Annotated in this window: 17 protein-coding genes; 2 read left to right on the plus strand and 15 right to left on the minus strand. The window is 71.3% G+C overall.

What is annotated here, in order from left to right; genetic code table 11:
- Positions 1-38: 38 nt before the first annotated feature.
- The gene (locus FB388_RS05715) at positions 39-659 is read left to right on the plus strand and encodes an FAD-binding oxidoreductase (protein ID WP_170225487.1); all 621 of its coding nucleotides are present in this window, start codon (positions 39-41) and stop codon (positions 657-659) included.
- Positions 660-679: 20 nt separating this feature from the next.
- On the opposite strand, the gene FB388_RS05720 is transcribed toward FB388_RS05715, so the two are convergent.
- The 7 genes from FB388_RS05720 to FB388_RS05750 all read right to left on the minus strand — a co-directional run bounded on the left by FB388_RS05720 (position 680) and on the right by FB388_RS05750 (position 9,212).
- On the minus strand, positions 680-1,756 hold the full coding sequence (locus tag FB388_RS05720; protein WP_142097864.1) for a GNAT family N-acetyltransferase: 1,077 nt from the start codon (positions 1,754-1,756) through the stop codon (positions 680-682).
- Between the two features lie 145 nt (positions 1,757-1,901).
- Positions 1,902-2,969 (minus strand): methionyl-tRNA formyltransferase, encoded by a 1,068-nt coding sequence (locus FB388_RS05725; RefSeq protein ID WP_142097868.1) that lies wholly within the window; start codon positions 2,967-2,969, stop codon positions 1,902-1,904.
- 48 nt (positions 2,970-3,017) lie between these two features.
- Positions 3,018-3,287 carry an acyl carrier protein gene (locus FB388_RS05730; RefSeq protein WP_142097871.1) on the minus strand — a complete coding sequence of 90 codons (270 nt, stop codon included), beginning with the start codon at positions 3,285-3,287 and terminating at the stop codon, positions 3,018-3,020.
- The gene (locus FB388_RS05735; RefSeq protein WP_246121654.1) at positions 3,284-4,894 is read right to left on the minus strand and encodes an amino acid adenylation domain-containing protein; all 1,611 of its coding nucleotides are present in this window, start codon (positions 4,892-4,894) and stop codon (positions 3,284-3,286) included. The genes FB388_RS05730 and FB388_RS05735 overlap by 4 nt, the downstream gene beginning before the upstream one ends.
- Positions 4,891-5,865, minus strand: coding sequence for an LLM class flavin-dependent oxidoreductase (locus tag FB388_RS05740; protein ID WP_211361781.1), 975 nt, complete (start codon positions 5,863-5,865; stop codon positions 4,891-4,893). The genes FB388_RS05735 and FB388_RS05740 overlap by 4 nt, the downstream gene beginning before the upstream one ends.
- A gap of 1,081 nt (positions 5,866-6,946) precedes the next feature.
- The gene (locus FB388_RS05745; protein ID WP_142097876.1) at positions 6,947-8,029 is read right to left on the minus strand and encodes a hypothetical protein; all 1,083 of its coding nucleotides are present in this window, start codon (positions 8,027-8,029) and stop codon (positions 6,947-6,949) included.
- A gap of 217 nt (positions 8,030-8,246) precedes the next feature.
- Positions 8,247-9,212 (minus strand): GlxA family transcriptional regulator, encoded by a 966-nt coding sequence (locus FB388_RS05750; RefSeq protein ID WP_142097879.1) that lies wholly within the window; start codon positions 9,210-9,212, stop codon positions 8,247-8,249.
- Between the two features lie 127 nt (positions 9,213-9,339).
- Between FB388_RS05750 and FB388_RS05755 the strand changes: the two genes are divergently transcribed.
- A complete protein-coding gene (locus FB388_RS05755) occupies positions 9,340-10,281 on the plus strand; it encodes an NADP-dependent oxidoreductase (protein ID WP_142102627.1) in 942 nt (313 codons plus the stop codon).
- Positions 10,282-10,339: 58 nt separating this feature from the next.
- On the opposite strand, the gene purU is transcribed toward FB388_RS05755, so the two are convergent.
- From purU to FB388_RS05795, 8 genes are read right to left on the minus strand one after another with little or no spacing between them, the layout of a single operon-like run.
- A complete protein-coding gene (purU, locus tag FB388_RS05760) occupies positions 10,340-11,188 on the minus strand; it encodes a formyltetrahydrofolate deformylase (protein ID WP_142097882.1) in 849 nt (282 codons plus the stop codon).
- 15 nt (positions 11,189-11,203) lie between these two features.
- On the minus strand, positions 11,204-12,577 hold the full coding sequence (locus FB388_RS05765; protein ID WP_142097885.1) for an L-serine ammonia-lyase: 1,374 nt from the start codon (positions 12,575-12,577) through the stop codon (positions 11,204-11,206).
- The gene (locus tag FB388_RS05770; protein ID WP_142097888.1) at positions 12,574-13,401 is read right to left on the minus strand and encodes a bifunctional 5,10-methylenetetrahydrofolate dehydrogenase/5,10-methenyltetrahydrofolate cyclohydrolase; all 828 of its coding nucleotides are present in this window, start codon (positions 13,399-13,401) and stop codon (positions 12,574-12,576) included. Before FB388_RS05770 ends, FB388_RS05765 begins: the two co-directional genes overlap by 4 nt.
- The gene (locus tag FB388_RS05775) at positions 13,398-14,066 is read right to left on the minus strand and encodes a cyclodeaminase/cyclohydrolase family protein (RefSeq protein WP_246121656.1); all 669 of its coding nucleotides are present in this window, start codon (positions 14,064-14,066) and stop codon (positions 13,398-13,400) included. The genes FB388_RS05770 and FB388_RS05775 overlap by 4 nt, the downstream gene beginning before the upstream one ends.
- A 6-nt stretch (positions 14,067-14,072) precedes the next feature.
- Complete coding sequence (locus FB388_RS05780) at positions 14,073-16,532, minus strand: GcvT family protein (protein ID WP_142097895.1); 2,460 nt, start codon at positions 16,530-16,532, stop codon at positions 14,073-14,075.
- Positions 16,532-17,113 (minus strand): sarcosine oxidase subunit gamma, encoded by a 582-nt coding sequence (locus FB388_RS05785; protein WP_211361782.1) that lies wholly within the window; start codon positions 17,111-17,113, stop codon positions 16,532-16,534. The genes FB388_RS05780 and FB388_RS05785 overlap by 1 nt, the downstream gene beginning before the upstream one ends.
- Complete coding sequence (locus FB388_RS05790; RefSeq protein ID WP_142097898.1) at positions 17,103-19,955, minus strand: 2Fe-2S iron-sulfur cluster-binding protein; 2,853 nt, start codon at positions 19,953-19,955, stop codon at positions 17,103-17,105. Before FB388_RS05790 ends, FB388_RS05785 begins: the two co-directional genes overlap by 11 nt.
- Positions 19,952-20,230, minus strand: coding sequence for a sarcosine oxidase subunit delta (locus tag FB388_RS05795; protein ID WP_142097901.1), 279 nt, complete (start codon positions 20,228-20,230; stop codon positions 19,952-19,954). Before FB388_RS05795 ends, FB388_RS05790 begins: the two co-directional genes overlap by 4 nt.
- Positions 20,231-20,233 lie beyond the last annotated feature (3 nt).

The raw sequence follows: 20,233 nt of genomic DNA on the forward strand, positions 1-20,233 counted from the left end.
TCCGGACACCGACCGGACAGCACCAACGGAGGGCCGTAGTGAACTACCGTTCCGCCCGATGGGATCCAGGCTTCACGCCCCAGGACGTCACAGCGTTGGCGAGCATCACGCAGGGATCGGTGCTGGTCGCCGGCGACCCGGAACTCGCGGACGAGGTGCCCGGCCCCGATACCACGATCCTGCACGAACCCGCCATCGCGGTCGGGGCGACGAACCCGGCCGATGTCCAGGGCGCTGTCAGGTTCTCCTCGGAGTTCCGGCTACCGCTTGCCGTCATGGTGCCGGGTCACCGGGCGCCCAGCTCCGCGAATGACGGCGTGCTCATCACTACAACCCGCATGAACCAGATATACCTCGACCTGCGGGGCCGTACGGCGATCGCGCGAGCCGGCGCGCTGTGGTCGGACGTAGTCGACTACGCCGCCGAACTGGGACTCGCCCCGCTGGTCCCGTCCTACCCCGGGACCGGGATCGTCGGCCGCTCTTACGGGTGGAATGCCGGCCACGTTCGCTCGATCGAAGTCGTCGCCGCCACCGGACACTTGATCCACGTCACGCCCGCCAGCGATCCGCGCTCGTTCGAACTCCTGTGCGAGAGTGATTCCGGCGACGTCGGCCTCGGCGTCATCACTGCGATGGAGTTCATTCTCTTTCGCTAGCCATCCGTAGTCCCCGAGCGCTATCTTGGTATCCATATGTCGCTCTCGAGCCCTGTCAGCAACGCCTTGCCTGAACGGACAGCATCACAGAGGGCCGAATTGCGCGAATGGACGAGGAACCGTACGCGCAAGAACATCATCATGCGCCGTGGGGAGACCTCGAGCATCCATGGCTCGAGCCTGCCCGCCACGGCCGCAGCATTGAGATCCTTCGCCTTGTGCAGCACGTGGCGGAACAGGAGTTCCTCGTTCCCGGGGGCTGCGGCGAGACCCATGACGCGGTAGATGCCGCTCGGTAGCAGGGAGGCGATGTACCAGCCAACAGGCCTTCCCCGGGCGTCTCGGACGAAGTTCTTGACGAGCCGGCCGTTGGACCGGGAGCGGTCGATCTGGTCGAACAGCATGCCGAGCGACTCGGCGTCGAAGTCCGGCCGGAGGGGGAACTGCTGAGGTCCGAGATGGAGGTGGTCGATCAAGAGTTGCGGCGACAGCGGCTCCTCGGTGTGCTTCTCGACGTCACTCGTACCGTCGGTACCGGTGAAGCGGGAATACAGGGCATCCGTCGGCCGGCACAGGGGTCGGGCAAATGGCAGCCACCGGTGCCTGCCACGTTGCCAGAGCTTGACGCCGACCGCCGCTCGCAGCGGGTGCAAGAGATGTAGCCAGGTCACCGAGCCGAGGTGGTACATGGAACCGCCGAGGCGTTTCCACATGTGCTCGGTGGCACTCCCGGCGGTGTCGGTGATGGTCAGGTCCTGAGGGCCGGCCAGGTACTTCCGCAGTAGCAGGCCTCCGGCGCCGAGCTGTCTCGCTCGTGGTGCGACGACCAGCGAGCTGCTGCACGCCAGACGGACGGGGGTCTCATCGAACCGCATCCGGTGCACCAGCGAGCCGATGAAGCCGAGGATCTCCCCGTCGGAGCCTTCGAACACCAGCGAGGGAATGGAGGGATCCGACAGCGGCTGGCCGAGGAAGATCTGCTCGAAGGCCGTGTGCAGCTCGTCGGCGTCGCCGACGTTCGGCTCTGCGAAATAGGTCCGATACAGTGCGACGACCTGAGACAGATCGTCGGGCTGCAGGCTCCGAATACGGCTCATCGCCCCGGCCTCGACGACCGGGGGCGTGCAGACGTGTCCGCGTAGGTGAGGACTCCGGGCTTCTCTGGCATTGCCTTCTTTCCATTCGTCGGCGCGTCGCTGTCGAGGAGGACCGCGACGGCATGGATGCGGCGAATCCTTCGGGTCAGTCGCTCGCCGGCTGTCGGCGCAGAGCGTGATCAGAATGTGTTTGAGAAGCGCGCATGTGGGCCGCGGGCGCCGGTGATTCAGCAGGTCCTGGCTGCCCTGGGCGGCCCGCTCCGCGCTTCTCAAACACATTCTCAGGGGCGGTCAGCACGTCTCCGGTGGTGAGGACGGCATCGGCCGGCGTGACCGTGCCCGCGACCTGCAGACGGCTGATCACGATCCACTCGTCCCGGGTGGCGACCCAGGCCTCCGCGCTGTCGCAGCGTCCGACCGTGCCGGGCGGATCTTCCGCCGGTCGACCGGTGCGGTGCGCCCGTCGCACGGTGATCTCGAGGCCGTCGTTGCCCCGGGTGCGGGCCCGGCCCCACGGCGAGGTCCACGGGCCGTAGTCACATGCGCGTACCAAGCCGGCGACGTGGGTGGCGCCCTCCGTCCACTGGATCCAGCCGTCGTGCGGGACATCGCGCCCGAAGTAGCGCCGCAGCGTGACGTCCTGCTCGATGACCGGTACGCGAGCAGGATCGGTCCCGAGGTCGTCGAGCAGGCGTGAGACCAGGCGCAGGCCCTCGCGGACGCAGGTTGCGGACACGCTGAACCCGTTGTCCTCGGTCGCGAGGGGGAAGCTCTCCTGGTAGGCGATCGGTCCCGTGTCGATGCCCGGCGCCATCCAGTGCAGCGTCACCCCGTGTGTGGTTTCCCCCTGGTAGAGCGCCCAGTTCGGGGTGTTCAGGCCGGCGTACCGGGGCAGCGGACCCGGGTGGAGGTTGAAGCAGCCGAACCGCGGCGCGGCGAGCACCGCGGGATTCACGACATACAGCGAATGCACGTTGAGCAGGACGTCGACGTCCCTGGCGCGGAGGATCCCCGCCAGGCTCGGGTCCCGCACGGCGGCGCCCGGAATGGTGTCGATCCCGAGTTCGTCGGCGACGGCGGCGACCGTCAGGCCGCGCGTGCGGTCGCCCGAGTTCGACTCGGTGAGCACCACGCAGGCCTCGTGGGCGGAGCCGGCCACGAGTCGGAGGGCCTGGACGCCTGCGGATTCCTCCGCGGCCACTGCAATTCTCATGAGACCGGAATTCTCATGAGACCGGCGATGCCGGGAGCCGGGCCGTGATCATGGCGTGCTCCCGTTGCCACGCACTCCCGAGGCTTCGAGGTACTGGCTGATCCGGCGTGCCGAGCGGAAGTGCTCGATGTCGAAGTCGTCGAGCGGGAGCTCACACGAGAGCGCGTCCTCGATTGCGGTGATCAACGTTACGAGCGCGATCGAGTCGAGCACGCCCGTCTCGATCATGTCCACGTCGACGTCCGCGACATCGATGTTGAGCCGGTCCCGGATCAGCTCGAGGATCCCGTCGCCGGTCTGCATCCCATCGTGGTTCACGACCCGACCACCGGCCGTCCCGGTGCCGCCAACTCTTCGGTGAAGCTCGATTTCAGCTGATTGCGGTCGATCTTCCCGTTCACGTTCTTGGGGAGGGTGTCCAGCTCGCGCCACCTCGTGGGCAGCATGTAGGCGGGCAGCAGTTCGGACACGGCGGCCCGCAGGGCGAGCGGCTGCAGGTCGACGCCGTCGGCCACGGAGAACGCGCAGCAGATGGTGGTTCCCTCGAAACCGCCGACGTCGACCCCGACGACCGCGCACTCCCGCACGCCCGGTTGAGCGTTCACCGCCGCCTCGATCTCACCCAGCTCGATCCGGTAGCCGCGGCTCTTGATCTGCGAGTCGGCCCGGCCGAGGAAGTGCACGAGACCGTCCTCGGCGCGCCTCGCCAGGTCACCGGTCCGGTAGATGCGCCCGTCGGGGCGGGTGATGAACGCAGCCTCCGTCTTCTCGGGATCTCGCCAGTACCCGGGAGAGAGCCCGGCACCGGAGATGTAGAGGTCGCCGATTTCACCGGGGGCGGTCGGTTCGAGCTCCTCGTCGAGGACGAGCAGGTTCTCACCGGCGCACGGCGTGCCGATCGGGATGGACGCCGTCTCGTCCTCCGGACAGCTCGGAACGGTGTAGTAGCTGCTCGCGATCGTGGCTTCGGTCGGCCCGTAGAGGTTGGTGAACCGCACGTGCGGTAGGCGCCGCATCCAGTGCGCCAGCACGGGCGTCGGCAGCACCTCGCCACACCACAGGAGGCGCTCCAGGGCCGGGAAGTCGTCCTGGGCGATGACGTCGAACTTCGCGAGGTAGGTCAACACCGTCGGAACGGAGAACCACTGCGTGAGCTCGCGGTCGCGGATCATCGCGGCCAGCGCCCGCGGGTTGAGGCTCGCGTTGCCCGGCACCAGGTGCAGCTCGGCTCCCGCCGCGAGGGTCGCGAAGATGTCGAACGTCGACAGGTCGAAATGCAAGGGTGGGTGCCCTGAGATGCGGTCGGACGGCCGCGTTCGGAAGTACCGCACCGCCCACTCGACGAACGCCAGTACGTTCGCGTGAGTGATCATCACACCCTTCGGCGTGCCCGTCGAACCCGACGTGAAGAGAAGGTGTGCGAGATCCTCGGCGCGGCGTCGGTTCGGGAGTGGGTCGGCCGACCACGTGGTGGCATCGGACCGGCAGAACTGCGTGCTGAAGCGATCTCCGGTCAGGGGGCCGTCGACCGATCCGATCGATGTGCCGGGCCGGGACAGTGCACCGGCCTCGATCAGCCCGTCGACGAGCGGAACCGCCGACTCGTCCACGAGGACTAGGCCGGGCTCTGCCGAGCCGAAGATGCGTGCGACGCGTGCCGGCGGGCTCGTGCTGTCGACCGGCACGTACACCCCGCCGGCTTTGAGGACGGCGAGAAGGCCTGCGACCGTGCGGGGGGTCTTGCTCGCGAGCACGCAGACCCGGTCCCCGTCGCCGCAGCCGAACTCCTGCATCAGGCGCGCCCATCGGTTCGTCTCCGCCTCGAGGTCGCCGTACGACACGCGTTCGTCGCCCATCACGAGCGCGCAAGCTCCCGCGTCACGCTCGGCGGACCTGGTCAGGTAGTCCTGCAGCCGCGCGATCATGGCGTGACCATCTCGTGCGTCTTGGCGAAGACGACCGCCGTGTGGGCGAGATCCTCTTCGCTCTGCGGGACGTCGAGGATGAAGGTCGTCGTGCCGAGAGCGATGTAGTGGCTCAGCATTCGCGCGACTCGGTCGTAACTGCCGACCAGGTAGGGGCAGAACGTCTTGTAGTTCTGGAACGGCCCCAACCAGTAGGGGTCGGGCTCGCCGTCGAGATCGCCGGACCGGTCTCGCTCCTCCGACAGCTGGCCGTGCCAGTGCGAGTCGGAGACCGCGACGGCGAGGCGATGGGTGATCTGGCCGCTCCGGTCCTTCGGGAAGCGTGTGCGCGCGACCCGCCATGCCTCTTCTGCGGTGTCTCGTGCCACGATGCCGACCCGGATGCCGAACCCGCCGGCGAGCCCGTGCCCCATCCACGCGGCCTCCTCGCCCGGCGGCTGGGGGTACTTGACGGCGGTCGCATCGAGCGCCCGAGCCGCGTCGCGGCCCGCCGGCGAGGAGCCGGACACGAGGACGTCCGGCAGGAGGTGCGCCGGGAGCTTCGGCCGCATCCGCAACCCCGTGACAGAGTAGTACCGCCCCTTGATCGTCACCGCCGTTTCGGCACGCAGGAGCGCCATGACGATCTGCGTGTACTCGACGAGCCGCCGATAGCGCTCGTCGTGCTCCGTGTCGTCGTCGAGGGCCAGGAGATCGTTTCGGAATCCACCCGCCACCATGTTCAGGTGCACCCGGCGACCGTGGAGATGAGCGAGCGACGCGACCAGTTTTGCGACCGTGTAGGGATGCGCGTACACGGGCTGCACCGCGACCAGTGGGCACAGCTGCTCGGTGTTCTCGACGATTATCTGGGACACGAGCCACGGATCGACCAGGCTGTTGTCGGTGTAGACGAGAATCCCGGCGAATCCTGCACGGTCGCTCCACCTCGCGACGTCACGCACCGTGGAGACGTAACTGGTGCGGTCCATCGCCGTCGACGGTGGACATGTCGTGTAGATCCGCAAAATGAGCCTCTCGCGTCTTATCGGCCGCTGTCTGTACGGTGCATCACCGCGTCGCGTGGTGGTGTATCACTAGCGGGTGAAATGAGTAGATGTGAATCGCCTCTCGTCGGCGGTCGATGTTAGGCCACTACCCCGACGCTGCCGGGGCTTGTCGGCGTCGGGCGCCTCGGCGTGTCGTAGGAAGGTGCGGTTCTCGAACAGCGCGCGCCGTGGGACCCGGAGCGGTCGCAACCCGGCCGCGGTCATGGCGGGACCGTGCCAGCACCGGGAGGCACGCACGAGCACGGCCAGCACCAGGCTGCTGCGGTTGGCCTCCAGTCTGCCGTCCGATGACCTCGACGGGCGGCGGGTCGCGCCGAGAACGCCATTCGACAGTTCGCATCAGTACGTCTGGGCGTTTTGTCTGGCCAGGAACGCAGCTCGTGGCTGACGGTTGCCGGAGGGTGGAGGCCGAGCGCGGCGGCGCACTCCGCCGGTGAGCCGCCCGCGGCGAGCACGTGGGCAACGGTTTGCCAGGGGTGCTCTCCAGCCGGTCGGGCCGCCACGAACCGCAGCCGGTGCCCCCGAGCCCGCTGCTCCGCTGCTCGCGCAATGGGGAATACGAATCCGAAGCAGTGGCGTTGTCGCGACCTGCCACTGACTCCCCTCGCTGGTCGAGCGTTCGAGGCGAGCGCCTCGAAGGATGTTCGGACCGATACGAGGTTGGCACGGAGTACGACCCAGCTCAATGGGCTGATCGTGTGCGCACGCCAGATCCGCGGTTTCCCGGGCGTTACCGGCACGAGCGGGCGACTCAACGGCTGCGTGCGCGACCTGCCGGTCAGGTGCGGGCGAGTGGATCGGCGTCGTTGCCGGGAACGCCGGTTCGGGTCGATCCGGAGCCTCCGGATGTGCGTGCCTCCGCCGGCATCGGCCGGTCCACCGGTGGCGGGAGGCTTCAGTCCGGGGTGACGATGGCGAAGTTCTTGTCGCCCAGGTCGAGGACGCCTTGTGAGGGTCAACGCCCGCTCGATCCTGTCGTCCGCTGGGTGACCAAAGGACCGCGCTACCTCTCCGCGACGACGCCCTGCAGCACGGCGAGCGTGTCGGCCACGCGTTGCCGGTTGCCGACGGCGAGGTAGACCTCGTAGGAGACCTTGTCGCCGCGGGCGACCGTGCCGCGCGGCGCGGTGATTTGGATGGTGTCCTCGCCGGTCATGCCGTTGTAGGGGCTCGGAGGCCTGCTCATCGAGTAGTAGTACGTGCCGGCGGCCACCGCGCTCGGCACGGTGAGGATGCCCATGCAGTAGTCGCCGTCGGTGGTGCAGCGGGCGAGGGGTTCCTTGCTCGTGTAGGAGTCATTCGGCCGGGGAGTGAGGACGCGGGTGGTCGGGTCGACCGAGAACGCGTCGGTGAAGTCGCGCTGCAAGTAGGCGACCAGCACACCATCGAAGTGATCGTGTGTGTCGTCGTCGGACGTCAGCGTGGCTTCGAGCCGGATGACGTTGGAGAGCTCCTGCGCGCCGTCGGGCTGGAGATCGACGGTCGTCTCCAACCAGTACGGCGAGAGGCCCTGCGAGAACGGTACTCGGTCGGGTTGGAAGTCGACGCCGTGGCAGCCGTCCCAGCCCGGGGCCGGGTCGGCGCGGGTCATGAACATCGCCGGCCTGGACTCGGTGCGCACGGACAGCCCGGACTTCGCCATGGTGTACAGCGCGCTGGTGCTGCTCTTCCGGTGGTAAGGAGCCTTCTGGCCCTCCGCATCGAGACGCGTACCCGCCTGGGTGGGGTTGTAGCACTCGCTGCCGGCTTCGCCCTCCTGCCAGGCGTGGAACGCGTACTGCAGCGCCGCTCCGTAACCGCCGCTCGCGATGAACTCCTTGTCGTTCACCCGCACCGAGGCGATCGCCCCGGCCAGCGCGGTCGACGTGGTGACGGACAGCCGGTTGGTCCCGTCCACCGTCGTGGCCAGCGTGACGTCGGGAAACGTCCGGTCGTAGTTCCGGTTCGTCGCGCACTCGCTGCGATACGTGTGGATGAAATCGTAGGTGGCGGCGTCGTCCGACGCAGCCGGTGCGACGCACGGGCCTGCCGCCGCCGCAGCGGAGCCGACTCCACTGGTGAGGCTGGCCAGCAGCAACGAACCCAAGACAACCGAAAGCGTTCTCGTCCCCCGCACGGGTGAATCAGATCACCTCGCGACCGCCCGGCTCTCCTGGGGCCCGTCCTCGACTGCTGCCCACGAGGTCAGCAGCAATGCGGGCATGACGCCGGCCTCGCAGGGCCCTGCTGCTGGGATCGCTTCCCTCCGGTCCCACCGGCGTCTTCCCGGATCCCGACGGCGACGTGTGGCGGGGGGAAGTCCGTCAGGCGCGCGCCGCCCGGAACGTGCGCCGGTAGGCCAGCGGGGAGACCCCGATCGCCGCGTGGAGGTGTTGGCGCAGGGACGTGCTGGTGGCGAAGCCGACCTCGCCGGCGATCTCGTCGATCGGGAGATCGCTGGATTCGAGGAGGTGACGTGCGCGGGCGAGGCGTTGCTGGGTGAGCCATCGCCCGGGGCTCGTGCCGACCTCGTCGGTGAAGCGGCGGGCGAAGGTGCGCAGGCTCATCCGGGCGTGCTCGGCGAGATCGGCGAGGACGAGGGGTTCGTGCAGGTGCGCGAGGGCCCATTGCCGCGCGGCCGCGGTGCCGTCCTGTGTGGTCCGGGGGACCGGCGATTCGATGTACTGCGCCTGCCCACCGTCCCGCCAGGGAGGCACCACGCAGCGGCGGGCGGCCCGGTTGGCGATCTCGCTGCCGTGGTCGGTGCGCAGCAGGTGCAGGAACAGGTCGACGCCGGAGGCTGCGCCTGCGGAGGTCAGGACGTCGCCGTCGTCGACGAACAGCACGTCGGGGTTCAGGTCGACCTTCGGGAAGAGGCGGCGGAACGGCTCGGCCGCCTGCCAGTGGGTGGTGGCCGGGCGACCGTCGAGCATACCGGCGGCGGCGAGCACGAAGGCGCCGGTGCAGATGGACACGAGCCGGGTGCCGGGCCGGATCTGCCGGAAGGCTTCCGCGATCGGTTCCGGTAGCTCCGGCACGATCGGTTCGGCGTCGTCGGGGGGCGGGGCGAACGGCGCGATCACCACCGTGTCGGCCGTGGACAGCAGCTCGGGGCCGTGTTCGACGGCGACGGTGAAGTCACTGCTCGTGCGTACCGGGCGACCGTCGACGCTGCAGGTCAGCACCTCGTAGAGGCCTTCGGTGGCGCCGAGGATCCGGCTCGGCATGCCGAGTTCGAACGGATACACCCCGTCGATGGCGAGGACGGCGACCCGGTGCGCTCTCGGCACGGTGTGGCTCCTTGGATCGGGGACCACCGCTGCTGGCAGGATCCCATCGAATAGTGGCAATCATGCCATTGTCGCCCGCTCGGGTCCTCAACAGACTGAGATCATGAGCGGAAGCGAGGGCGCCACGATGCGCGCTATCAGCCAAGACGTGCTCGGCCGCCCGGACGTGCTCCACGTGGTCACGCGGCCGCAGCCCGTCGCGGGCCCCGGGGAGATCGTCGTCCGGGTCCACGCGGCGGGCGTGAACCCGACCGACTGGAAGCACCGCGCGGGCCTGCCCTGGATGAGGGAACCGGTGCCGGTCCTCGGGTGGGACGTCGCCGGGGTCGTTGAGCGGGTCGGCAGCGGGGTCACCCTGTACGAGCCCGGCGACGAGGTGTTCGGCATGCTGCCCTACCCGCGGGGCGGCGGGGCGTACGCCGAGTACGCCAAGGCGCCCACGCGGTCCTTCGCCCGCAAGCCGGCGAACCTCGACCACGTGCGGGCCGCCGCGTTGCCCCTCGCCGCGCTGACGGCGCACCAGTCGCTGGTCGACACGGTGGACGTCCAGCCGGGCCAGCGAGTGCTGATCCACGCCGCGGCGGGCGGGGTCGGCCACCTGGCCGTGCAGATCGCGAAGGCGCGCGGTGCGCACGTCATCGGCACGGCCAGCGCGGCGAAGCACGACTTCCTGCGCGAGCTCGGCGCCGACGAGCTGATCGACTACCGGACCACGGACTTCGCCGAGGCCCTCGACGACGTCGACGTGGTCCTCGACACCCTCGCCGGCGAGGTGCGCACCCGGTCCCTGGACGTCCTGCGGGAGGGCGGCAGGATGATCTCGCTCGTGTCGAGCGACCCGGCCGTCGACGCCGCCGACGCGAGGAAGGCCGCCGAGCGGGGCGTCCGGTTGCAGGGGCTGCTCGTCGAAGCCGACCACGCGGGCATGCGCGCCATCGCCGAACTCGCCGAGCAGGGCAGGCTCCGCGCCCACGTCGATGCGACCTTCCCGCTCACGGAGGCCGCCCGGGCACACGCCCACGGTGAGACCGGGCGCACCACCGGGAAGATCGTCCTCGTCGTGGATTGAAACGTCACGGATTCGGCGGGCGGGAGCCCCTGAGCAGCGGTACAGGAGCGACTACCGGTCAGCGGAAGACCACCGTGCTGCGGTCGTTGAGCAGGACGCGACGTTCGCAGTGCCAGCGCACGGCACGGGACAGCGCGAGCGCCTCGGCGTCCCGGCCCGCGGTGGTGAGGTGGCGGGGGTCGAAGGTGTGGTCGATCCGGATCACCTCCTGCTCGATGATGGGGCCCTCGTCGAGGTCCGGCGTCACGTAGTGGGCGGTGGCGCCGACGAGCTTCACGCCGCGGTCGTACGCCTGGTGGTAGGGCTTGGCTCCCTTGAAGCCGGGCAGGAACGAATGGTGGATGTTGATCGCCCGCCCGTGCAACGTGCGGCACATGCCATCGGAGAGGACCTGCATGTAGCGGGCGAGCACCACCAGATCGACGTGGTACTCCTCGACGAGCTCGAGCAGCCGCCGCTCGGCCTGCGGCTTGGTGGTCGGCGTGACCGGCACGTGGTGGAAGGGCAGGCTGGCCGCTTCGGCCATGGGCCGCAGGTCCTCGTGGTTGGAGACGACGGCGACGAGCTCGCCACCGAGGCTCCCGGCCCGCCAGCGGAAGATCAGGTCGTTGAGGCAGTGCCCGGCCTTCGACACCATGGCCAGCACCCGTTGCGGGCTGTCACGGGTGAGGCCGAACGCCATGCCGAACTCGGCCGCCACCGGCTCGAACGCCGCCGACAGGGCCTCGGCGTCGGTCTCCCGCGCGGTGACGAACTCGGTGCGCAGGAACAGCGTGCCGCGCACCCGGTCGTCGAACTGCTGGTGCTCGACGATGTCGCAGCCCTGCTCGAAGAGGAAGGCGGTGACCGCGTGCACGATGCCCGGGCGTTGCGGGCAGCTCAGGGTGAGGATGAAGGTGCTCGTCACGGGACTCCTCGGCGCTCAGCACTCGACGACGTTGAGGGCGAGACCGCCGCGGGCGGTCTCCTTGTACTTGTCCTTCATGTCCGCCCCGGTCTCGCGCATCGTCTTGATCGCCTTGTCGAGGGTGACCTGGTGCCGCCCGTCGCCGCGCACGGCGAGCCGGGCCGCGGTGATGGCCTTGACGGCGCCCACGGCGTTGCGTTCGATGCACGGGATCTGCACGAGCCCGCCGACGGGGTCGCACGTGAGCCCGAGGTTGTGCTCGATGCCGATCTCAGCGGCGTTCTCGACCTGTTCCGGGGTGCCCCCGAGCACCTCGGCGAGGCCTGCGGCGGCCATCGAGCAGGCCGATCCGACCTCGCCCTGGCAGCCGACCTCGGCCCCGGAGATCGAGGCGTTCTCCTTGAACAGCAGCCCCACAGCGGCGGCCGTGAGCAGGAACCGCACCACCCCGTCGTCGGAGAACGAGCCGATGAAACGCCGGTAGTAGTGCAGGACGGCCGGGACGATGCCGGCCGCGCCGTTCGTCGGGGCGGTGACGACGCGGCCGCCGGCGGCGTTCTCCTCGTTCACGGCGAGCGCGTAGAGGGTGACCCAGTCGACGGCGCGCAGCGGGTCCTGCTCGTCGATTGTGGCGTCGAGCCGCTCGCGCAGCGCGGCGGCGCGCCTGCGCACCTTCAGCCCGCCGGGAAGCACGCCGCCGGTGTGCGTCCCGCGCTCGACGCACTCCTGCATCACCGACCAGATGTGCAGCAGCCCGGCGCGCACGTCCTGCTCGGTGCGCCACGCCAGCTCGTTCGCGAGCATGAGGTCGCTGATGCGCAGCCCGGTCTCGCGGGTGCGCCGCAGCAACTCCTCGCCGGTGGTGAACGGATAGCGCACCGGCGTCGGGTCCTCGACGAGGACCGGGCGCCCTGCCTCGTCCTCGTCCAGGACGAATCCGCCGCCGACCGAGTAGTACTCCCTGGCCGTCAGCTCGCCGCCGTCGGCGCCGAAGGCACGGAAGATCATGCCGTTGGTGTGGAAGGGCAGCCGCTTGCGCCGGTGCAGCACGACGTCGTCGTCGACGGAGAACGGGATCGACACCTCGCCGGCGAGCAGCAGGCGGCCGCCGTCCCGGACGGCGCTGACCCGGGGATCGGCGGCCGCCGGGTCGACGAGGTCGGGCTGCTCGCCCTCCAGCCCGAGCACGACGGCCTTGACGCTCCCGTGCCCGTGCCCGGTGGCCCCGAGCGAGCCGAACAGCTCGGCACGGACGCGGGCGGTGCGGGGGAGCAGCCCGTCCCGCTCCAGGCGGCTCGCGAACGAGCTCGCCGCGCGCATCGGCCCCACCGTGTGCGAGCTCGACGGGCCGATGCCGACCTTGAACAGGTCGAAGGCGCTGATGGTCATGGCCCACCCGCGGCCCGGACGGTGTGCTGCAGCAGCAGCGCGGTCGTGACCGGCCCGACTCCGCCGGGCACGGGGGTCAGGCCGCCCGCCGTCTCCGCGACGGCCGGGTCGACGTCGCCGACGAGCCCGCCGTCCGCGGTCGGGTTGGTCCCGACGTCGATCACGACGGTTCCGGGCGACACGTGCTCGGTCGTGATCAGCCCGGGCCTGCCGACCGCCGCGACGAGCACGTCGGCCTGCCGGGTGATCGCGGCGAGGTCGCTGGTGCGGGAGTGGCAGATCGTCACCGTGGCGTCGCGGTCGAGCAGCAGGTGCGCCGCCGGCTTGCCCACCACGGTCGAGCGGCCCACGACGACGGCGTGCCGACCGGACAGCGGGACACCGTGGTGGTCGAGCAGCGCCAGCACCGCCTCGGCGGTGGCAGGCGGGAAGGAAGGCAGGCCCGCGGCGAGGCGGCCCAGGCTCGCGGGGTTGGCGCCGTCGACGTCCTTCGCCGGGGGGATCGCCGGGGCCAGGTCGCCGACGTCGACCCCTGCCGGGAGCGGCGTCTGCAGGATGATCCCGTGCACGTCGTCGTCCGCGCCGAGCCGGCTCAGGACGGTGTGGATCTCCGTCGGGGTGGGGGACACGACGTCGCAGACGATCCCGGCCGCGGCCGCCGCCTTCGCGATCGAGCGCACGTACCACGCGCTGGACTCGTCGGCCGTCGCGACGACGATCGCGAGCCGCGGCGGCCTGCCGGCCGCGGTCAGCGTCGCGGCCGACTCGGCGGTGCGACGGCGCAGGTCGGCCGCGAGCTCGCGGCCACCGAGCGAGGCGGTCATGAGGCGAGCCCCGCACGTACCTCGCCTGTCACCTTGTCGGCCCGGTCGCAGAGCCCGCCGACCGAACCGGCCGCGGCGAGCAGCTCGCTCCTGGCCTGCGCGTCCTCGACCCCGGTGAGGTTGATCTCGACGTTGACCCGCGCGGTGGTCGCCGCGGCCCGCGCCGCCTCGGCCGCTGCGGCCACGTCGCTGATCACGTTGGGGTTGCCGATGGGCAGCAGCTCCTCGGTGAGGTCGAGGACGCGGGCGGCGACCCCGATGACGAACGCGGGTGGGCGGGCCGCGGCGAGGAGCGCAGTGGCGATCGCGGCGGACCGCGTCGCGGCCTCGGCGGCGCCGGTCTTCGGCAGCCGGTAGGCCTCCGTGACCGCCGTGAACGCGGCCGCGTCGTCCTCGGCGAGCGTGAGCGCAGTCTCGCGCAGCTCGTCGGCGGTGTCGCGGATGCGCCCGATCGCTCCGGCGTGCTCGACGTACTTCGGGCCGTCGCTGTAGCGCGCGACCATCGCCACGAGCGCGGCGGCCTGGGCGGCGTGCAGCGCGGCGGTCGCGCCGCCGCCGGGCGCGGGGACCCGAGCGGCGAGGGCGATGAGGAACTGCCCGATGGTCTGGTTGCGCACGGCGGCGCCCTTCCTGGTCGAGGTGGTGGGGCGGAGGCGGAGGAGCACGGGTCGTCAGCGCCGGATGCGGGTCATCTCCGGGTCCACGAGGGGCTCCGTGGCCACCGTGGCCGGGATGCGGCGGCCGAAGTACTCGATCTCGACGGCGGTGCCCGGGGTCGCGCTCGCCGGCAGCCATGCGTAGGCGATGGGCGCGCCGATGGTGTGCCCGAACGCTGCGCTGGTGACGTAGCCCGCCGGCCGCCCGTCGACGAACACCGGCTCGTGGCCGAGCACCACGCTGCGCCGGTCATCGATGGTGAGGCAGGACAGCCTGCGGGTGACCGCGTCCGCGTCGAGGCCTGCGATCGCGTCGCGGCCGACGAAGTCGCCCTTCTGCGGCCGTACCGCGAAGCCGAGTCCCGCCTCGTACGGGTTGTGCTCCGTGGTCATGTCGTGACCCCATGAGCGGTAGCCCTTCTCCAGCCGGAGGCTGTTGAAGGCGGCCCGTCCGGCCACGATGACGCCCAGCTCCTGACCGGCCTCCCAGAGCACGTCCCACAGCCGCAGCCCGTACTCGGCGCTGGTGTAGATCTCCCAGCCGAGCTCGCCCACGTAGGACAGCCGCATCGCGGTGACCGGCACGCCGCCGATCCGCGCCGGCATGGCCCGGAAGTACTTCAGCGCCTCGTTGGAGAAGTCCTCGCGGGACAGGGGCTGGACGAGGTCGCGGGCCAGCGGACCCCACACGCCGATGCAGCAGGTGCCACCGGTGATGTCGCGCACCTGCACGTCGGAGGGGGCGTGGCGGCGGAGGTGGTCGAGGTCGAGGTTGCCGTTCGCGCCGACCTGGAACCGGTCGGCGCCCAGCCGGGCAACGGTCAGGTCGCTGCGGACGCCACCCGCCTCGTCGAGCGCGAGGGTGTAGGTGACCGAGCCGACGGACTTGTCCATCTTGCCGGTGGTGAGCCGGTCCAGCAGCGCCAGCGCGCCCGGGCCGGTGACCTCGAGCCGCTTGAGCGGGGTCATGTCGTACATCGCCACGCCCTCGCGGGTCCGCCAGGCCTCGGCGGCGGCGATGGGGGACCAGAACCGCGCCGACCACTCGTCGCGCTCCGGCGGAACCCACTCCCGCGGCAGCTGCAGGACCAGCGGCGCGTTCGCCTCGTACCAGTGCGGTCGCTCCCACCCGGCCGCCTCCAGGAACACCGCGCCCAGCTCCTGCTGCCGGGCGTGGAACGGGCTGACCCGCAGGTTGCGCGGCGAATCCTTCGGCTGCAGGGGGTGCAGCACGTCGTAGATCTCCACGAAGTTCTGCTGGGAGGTCTCGCTGACGTAGTCGTCGGTGAGCTGGACCTCCTCGAAGCGGTGCACGTCGCACCCGTGCAGGTCCACGCTCGACCGGCCGTCGGTCAGCAGCTCCGCGACGGCCTTCGCCACCCCCGCCGAGTGCGTCACCCAGACCGCCTCGGCAATCCAGAACCCGGCGACGTCGGGCGACTCGCCGATCAGCGGGCCACCGTCCGGGGTGAAGGAGAAGATGCCGTTGAAGCCCTCCTCGACCTTCGCCGACGCCAGCGCGGGCAGCAGCAACCGGCTCTGCTCCCAGGACGGCGCGAAGTCCTCCTCGGTGAACGGCAGCATCGACGGCATCGCCGCCGCGCTGACCTGCCCGTCATCGTCGAGGTCGGACAGCCGCACCGGCATCGGGCGGTGGGCGTAGCTGCCGATCCCGAGCCGGTCGACGTGCTCGCGGAAGTACAGGTCCTGGTCCTGGTGGCGCAGGATGGGCAGACCGGCCTCGGTGACCTCGTTGTTGCGGCCGACGAGCTCGGCGACCTGCCCGGTCTTCACGTACTGGTGGGCCAGCGGCAGCAGCGGCACCGGCATGCCCACCATCGCGCCCACCCGCTGCCCCCAGAACCCGGCGCAGCACACCACGACGTCGGCCGGCAGCACGCCGTCGGCGGTGCGCACTCCGGTGACCCGCCCGTCGGACCGTTCGATGCCGGTGACCCGGGCCGACCCCTGGAAGCGGGCGCCCCGCGCCTCCGCGCGGCGGGCGAGGGCGGCGACCACCCGGGGCGCCTTCGCGAGGCCGTCGGTCGGCACGTGGAAGCCCCCGAGCACCCGCTCGCGGTCGAGCAGCGGGTGCAGGCGCACGCACTCGTCCGCGTCGACGACCCGGCTCTCGACGCCCCACGACGTGGCCCAGCCGTGCTTGCGGTGCAGGTCGACCAACCGCTCCGGCGTGGTGGCGACCTCCAGCCCGCCGACCTGGTTGAAGCACCAGGCGCCGTCGAGGTCGAGGCCGGAGAACTTCTCGACGGTGTAGCGCGCGAACTCCGTCATCGTCTTCGACGCGTTCGTCTGGAACACCAGGCCGGGCGCGTGCGAGCTGGAGCCGCCGGTGAGCGGCAGCGGGCCCTGGTCGACGACGGTGACCCGGTCCCACCCGCGGGAGGTCAGCTCGTCGGCGAGGTTCGTCCCGACGATCCCGGCTCCGATGATCACGACTCGTGGCGTGCTGGGCATCAGGCTCCCCTGAACTCGGTGGCCGCGTCGAGCAGCCAGGTGGCGAGGTAGCGGGCGAAGGAGGACCGGACCAGGAGCTGGTAGTGCGTGGCCGTGTCGTCGAGGGCCAGCAGCACGACGCCGGCCAGCCCGAGGGTGGTCTGCACCGCTGACCCCGCCGGGAACGCGCGCGGGTGCAGGTCGATCGCGCAGCCGGTGGCGAGCACGTCGCGGACGTGCTCGCCGCGCAGCCGCAACGTGGTGCGCTGCGCGGAGACGTCGACCACCGCCCCTTCCGCGCCGACGGCCGCCCGGAGATCCGCCTCCAGCTCCTCCGGGTTGCGGAACGGGCTCGTGACGAGCCACTCGTCGGGCCCCAGCCAGATCACCCGGGTCCTTTCGCCATCCACCCAGGACGGCCTGGTGGGCAGGGCAGCGCGGAGGTGCGCGGCGACGGCGTCCGCGGCCGGCCCGGTCGGGTCGACGCGCAGGTCGGCCATCGCGACGAACGGCTCAGCCATGATCTGCACCCCGTCGGGGAGATCGGCGAAGTGCTCCGACCAGCCGTGCAGGGGTCCGGTGCGCGGCAGCTCAACCGTCACGGCGGGCTCCTTCCGGGTCGACGAGCACGGGTTCGGTGACCGCCACGGGGACCAACGCGTCGCCGACCGGAACGTGGAGGGTCTGGCCGATGCGGTCGCGGCCCGCCCGCACCAGCGCGAGGGCGAAGGTCCGCTCCAGCTCGGCGCTGCGGTAGCTGGACGTGACGTGCCCGAGCATCGGCACGGGCGGTTCGGGCAGCCGCCCGGAGCGGTCGGAGCCCTCGACGACCTGCGAGCCCTCGGGCAGCAGCACGGTGCGGTCGAGCGGCAGCAGGCCGACCAGCTGCTTGCGCAGCGGGTTGCGGTTCTCGGCCCGGTCGAAGGAGCGCTTGCCGACGAAGTCGGGCTTCTTCTTCGACACCACCCACGACATCCCGAGGTCCTGCGGGGTGACGGTGCCGTCGGTGTCCTGCCCGACGATCGGGTAGGCCTTCTCCGCGCGCAGCACGTGCATGGTCTCCGTGCCGTACGGGGTGATGCCGTGCGGTTCGCCCGCCTCGATGAGCCGGTCCCAGACGGCCTGCGCGTGCCAGGCGTCGACGTTGACCTCGTAGGCGAGCTCGCCGGAGAAGCTGACGCGGGCGATCCGCACCGGGACCTCGCCGAGCCGCGTGTCGCGCCACGCCATGAACGGGAAGGCCCCCTTCGAGGCGTCCACGTCCGGGAAGACCGCGGCGATCACGTCCCGGGAGCGCGGCCCGACCACGGGGAAGGTGGCCCACTGCTCGGTGACCGACGTGAGGTGCACGCGCAGGTCGGGCCACTCGGTCTGCAGCCACTCCTCCATCCAGTCGAGCACCTTCGCGGCGCCGCCGGTGGTGGTGTAGACGAGGAACCGGTCCTCGGCGAGGCGCAGCACGGTGCCGTCGTCGAGCACCATCCCGTCGGCGCCGCACAGCACGCCGTAGCGCACGGAGCCGACCTTCAGGCTGCTCATCAGGTTCGTGTAGAGCCGGTCGAGCAGCACCGAGGCGTCCGGGCCCTGCACGTCGATCTTGCCGAGCGTGGAACCGTCGAGGATCCCGACGCCGCCGCGGACCGCGGCGCACTCGCGCAGGACGGCGGTCTCCATGTCCTCACCGGGCAGCGGGTAGTAGCGCGGCCGCTTCCACTGCCCGACGTCCTCGAACACCGCGCCGCGCGCGACGTGCCAGTCGTGCACGGCGGTGACGCGCTCGGGGTCGAAGAGGGCGCCGCGGTTGCGGCCGGCCAGCGCGGCGAACGCCACGGGCGTGTACGGCGGGCGGAACGTCGTGGTGCCGAGGTCCGCGACGGGCACGCCGAGCAGCTCGGCGGTGATCCCGGCCGCGACGATCCCGGACGTCTTGCCCTGGTCGTGCGCGGTGCCGATCGTCGTGTACCGCTTGACGTGCTCGATGCTGCGCAACCCGGCCCCGACGGCGCGGGCGATGTCGGCCACGGTGGCGTCGCGCTGGACGTCGACGAACTGGGTGCTGGTGTCCCCATCGGGCACCCGCCACAGCACCAGCGGTGGGGTGCGTTCGGGGCCCGCCTCCGCGGTGGGCAGCGCCGCGACCCCGCCGGCGTCGACCCCCAGGTCCGCGAGCACGAGGAGCGCGGCGCGGGCACCGTCGCGCAGGCAGCCGTCCAGGTCGAGGACGCCGGTCGCGGAGCCGGCGACGGACGTGCCCGGCAGCGTCTCGCCCGGCACGAAAGCCCCCAGCCCGTCGTCGTAGCGCAGCCGGCCGCGGGCCTGGCTGAACAGGTGCACCGCGGGGTTCCACCCGCCGCTGACCAGCAGCAGGTCGCACGTGATCCGCTCGCGCTCGCCGCCCTGCAGCTCCGCGACGAGGGCGGCGCTCACCCGCTCGGTGCCCTCCGTGCCGGTGACGACCTGCCCCGTGCGCACCGGGATGCCACGCCGCTCGCACTCCGCACGCCACTGCGCGGGCGCCTCCGGCCGTGCGTCGACGACGGCGTGCACCCGCGCCCCGGCGTCCGCGAGGTCGACCGCCGTGGCGTAGGCGGCGTCGTCGGTGGTGAACACGACGGCGTCGCGGCCGGCCAGCACGCCGTAGCGGTGCAGGAACGTGCGGGCCGATGCGGCGAGCATGATCCCGGGGCGATCGTTGTCGGCGAACACGATCGGGCGCTCGTGCGCGCCGGTCGCGATGAGCACGTGGCGCGCGCGGATCCGCCACACGCGCTGGCGCGAGCGGTTGCGCGGCGCCGCGGGACCGAGATGGTCCGCACGCCGCTCCAGGGCGAGCACGAAGCCGTCGTCGTAGTGCCCGAACGCCGTGGTGCGCTGCAGGTGCAGCACGTCGGGGTACGACGCCAGCTCGGCCGTCGCGGCGGCGACCCAGTCCAGGGCGGGACCGCCGTCGACGCGGTCGGCGCTGCCGAGCAGCGCCCCGCCCGGCTCGGACTGCTCGTCGACGAGCACTACCCGGGCCCCTGCCCGTGCCGCCGTGAGCGCTGCGACGAGGCCGGACGGGCCCGCCCCGACCACGAGCAGGTCGGCGTGCGCGTGCTTCGCGTCGTAACGGGCGGAGTCGGGCACGTCGGCGAGCCGGCCCTGGCCGGGGACGCCGCGAGCGGCGAGCCCGTCGACGAGATCGATCGTGGTGGCGAGCAGCATCGGTTCGGGGAAGGGCTCCTCGATCTGCACCAGGCCGCCCGGATCCTCGGCCCAGGCCGCGCCGATGCCGCGGGGACGGCCGAGCGCGATGCTCCTGCCGGTGGCGTGCACGCCGTTCGCCAGCAGCGCCGACGCGAGGGTGTCGCCGGGGTGCCCCGTGTACGGAACGCCGCCGAAGGTGAAGCGGTAGGCGGTGGCGCGGTCGATCCGCCCACCGGCGGGAACGCGGAACTCCGTCATGAGCTCACCGGGCGGGGCTCGTCGGGGCGGTAGACGGCGTGGAACCGGTAGGTCGCGGTGTCGCGCACGGCGTTGAACCAGCGCCTGCATCCGGCGGAGTGGCTCCACCGCTCCGCGAACAGGCCCTTGGGGTTGTCGCGGAAGAACAGGTAGTGCGCCCATTCCTCGTCGGTGAGCGCGGCCGGGTCGGCCGGGTAAGCGACGTGGGCCTGCCCGCCGTAGTGGAACTCGGTTTCCTCGCGTCGTCCGCACCAGGGGCATTCGATGAGTTGCACGGC

This window comes from Pseudonocardia cypriaca (genome assembly GCF_006717045.1).
In the GTDB taxonomy this organism is placed as follows: Bacteria; Actinomycetota; Actinomycetes; order Mycobacteriales; family Pseudonocardiaceae; genus Pseudonocardia; species Pseudonocardia cypriaca.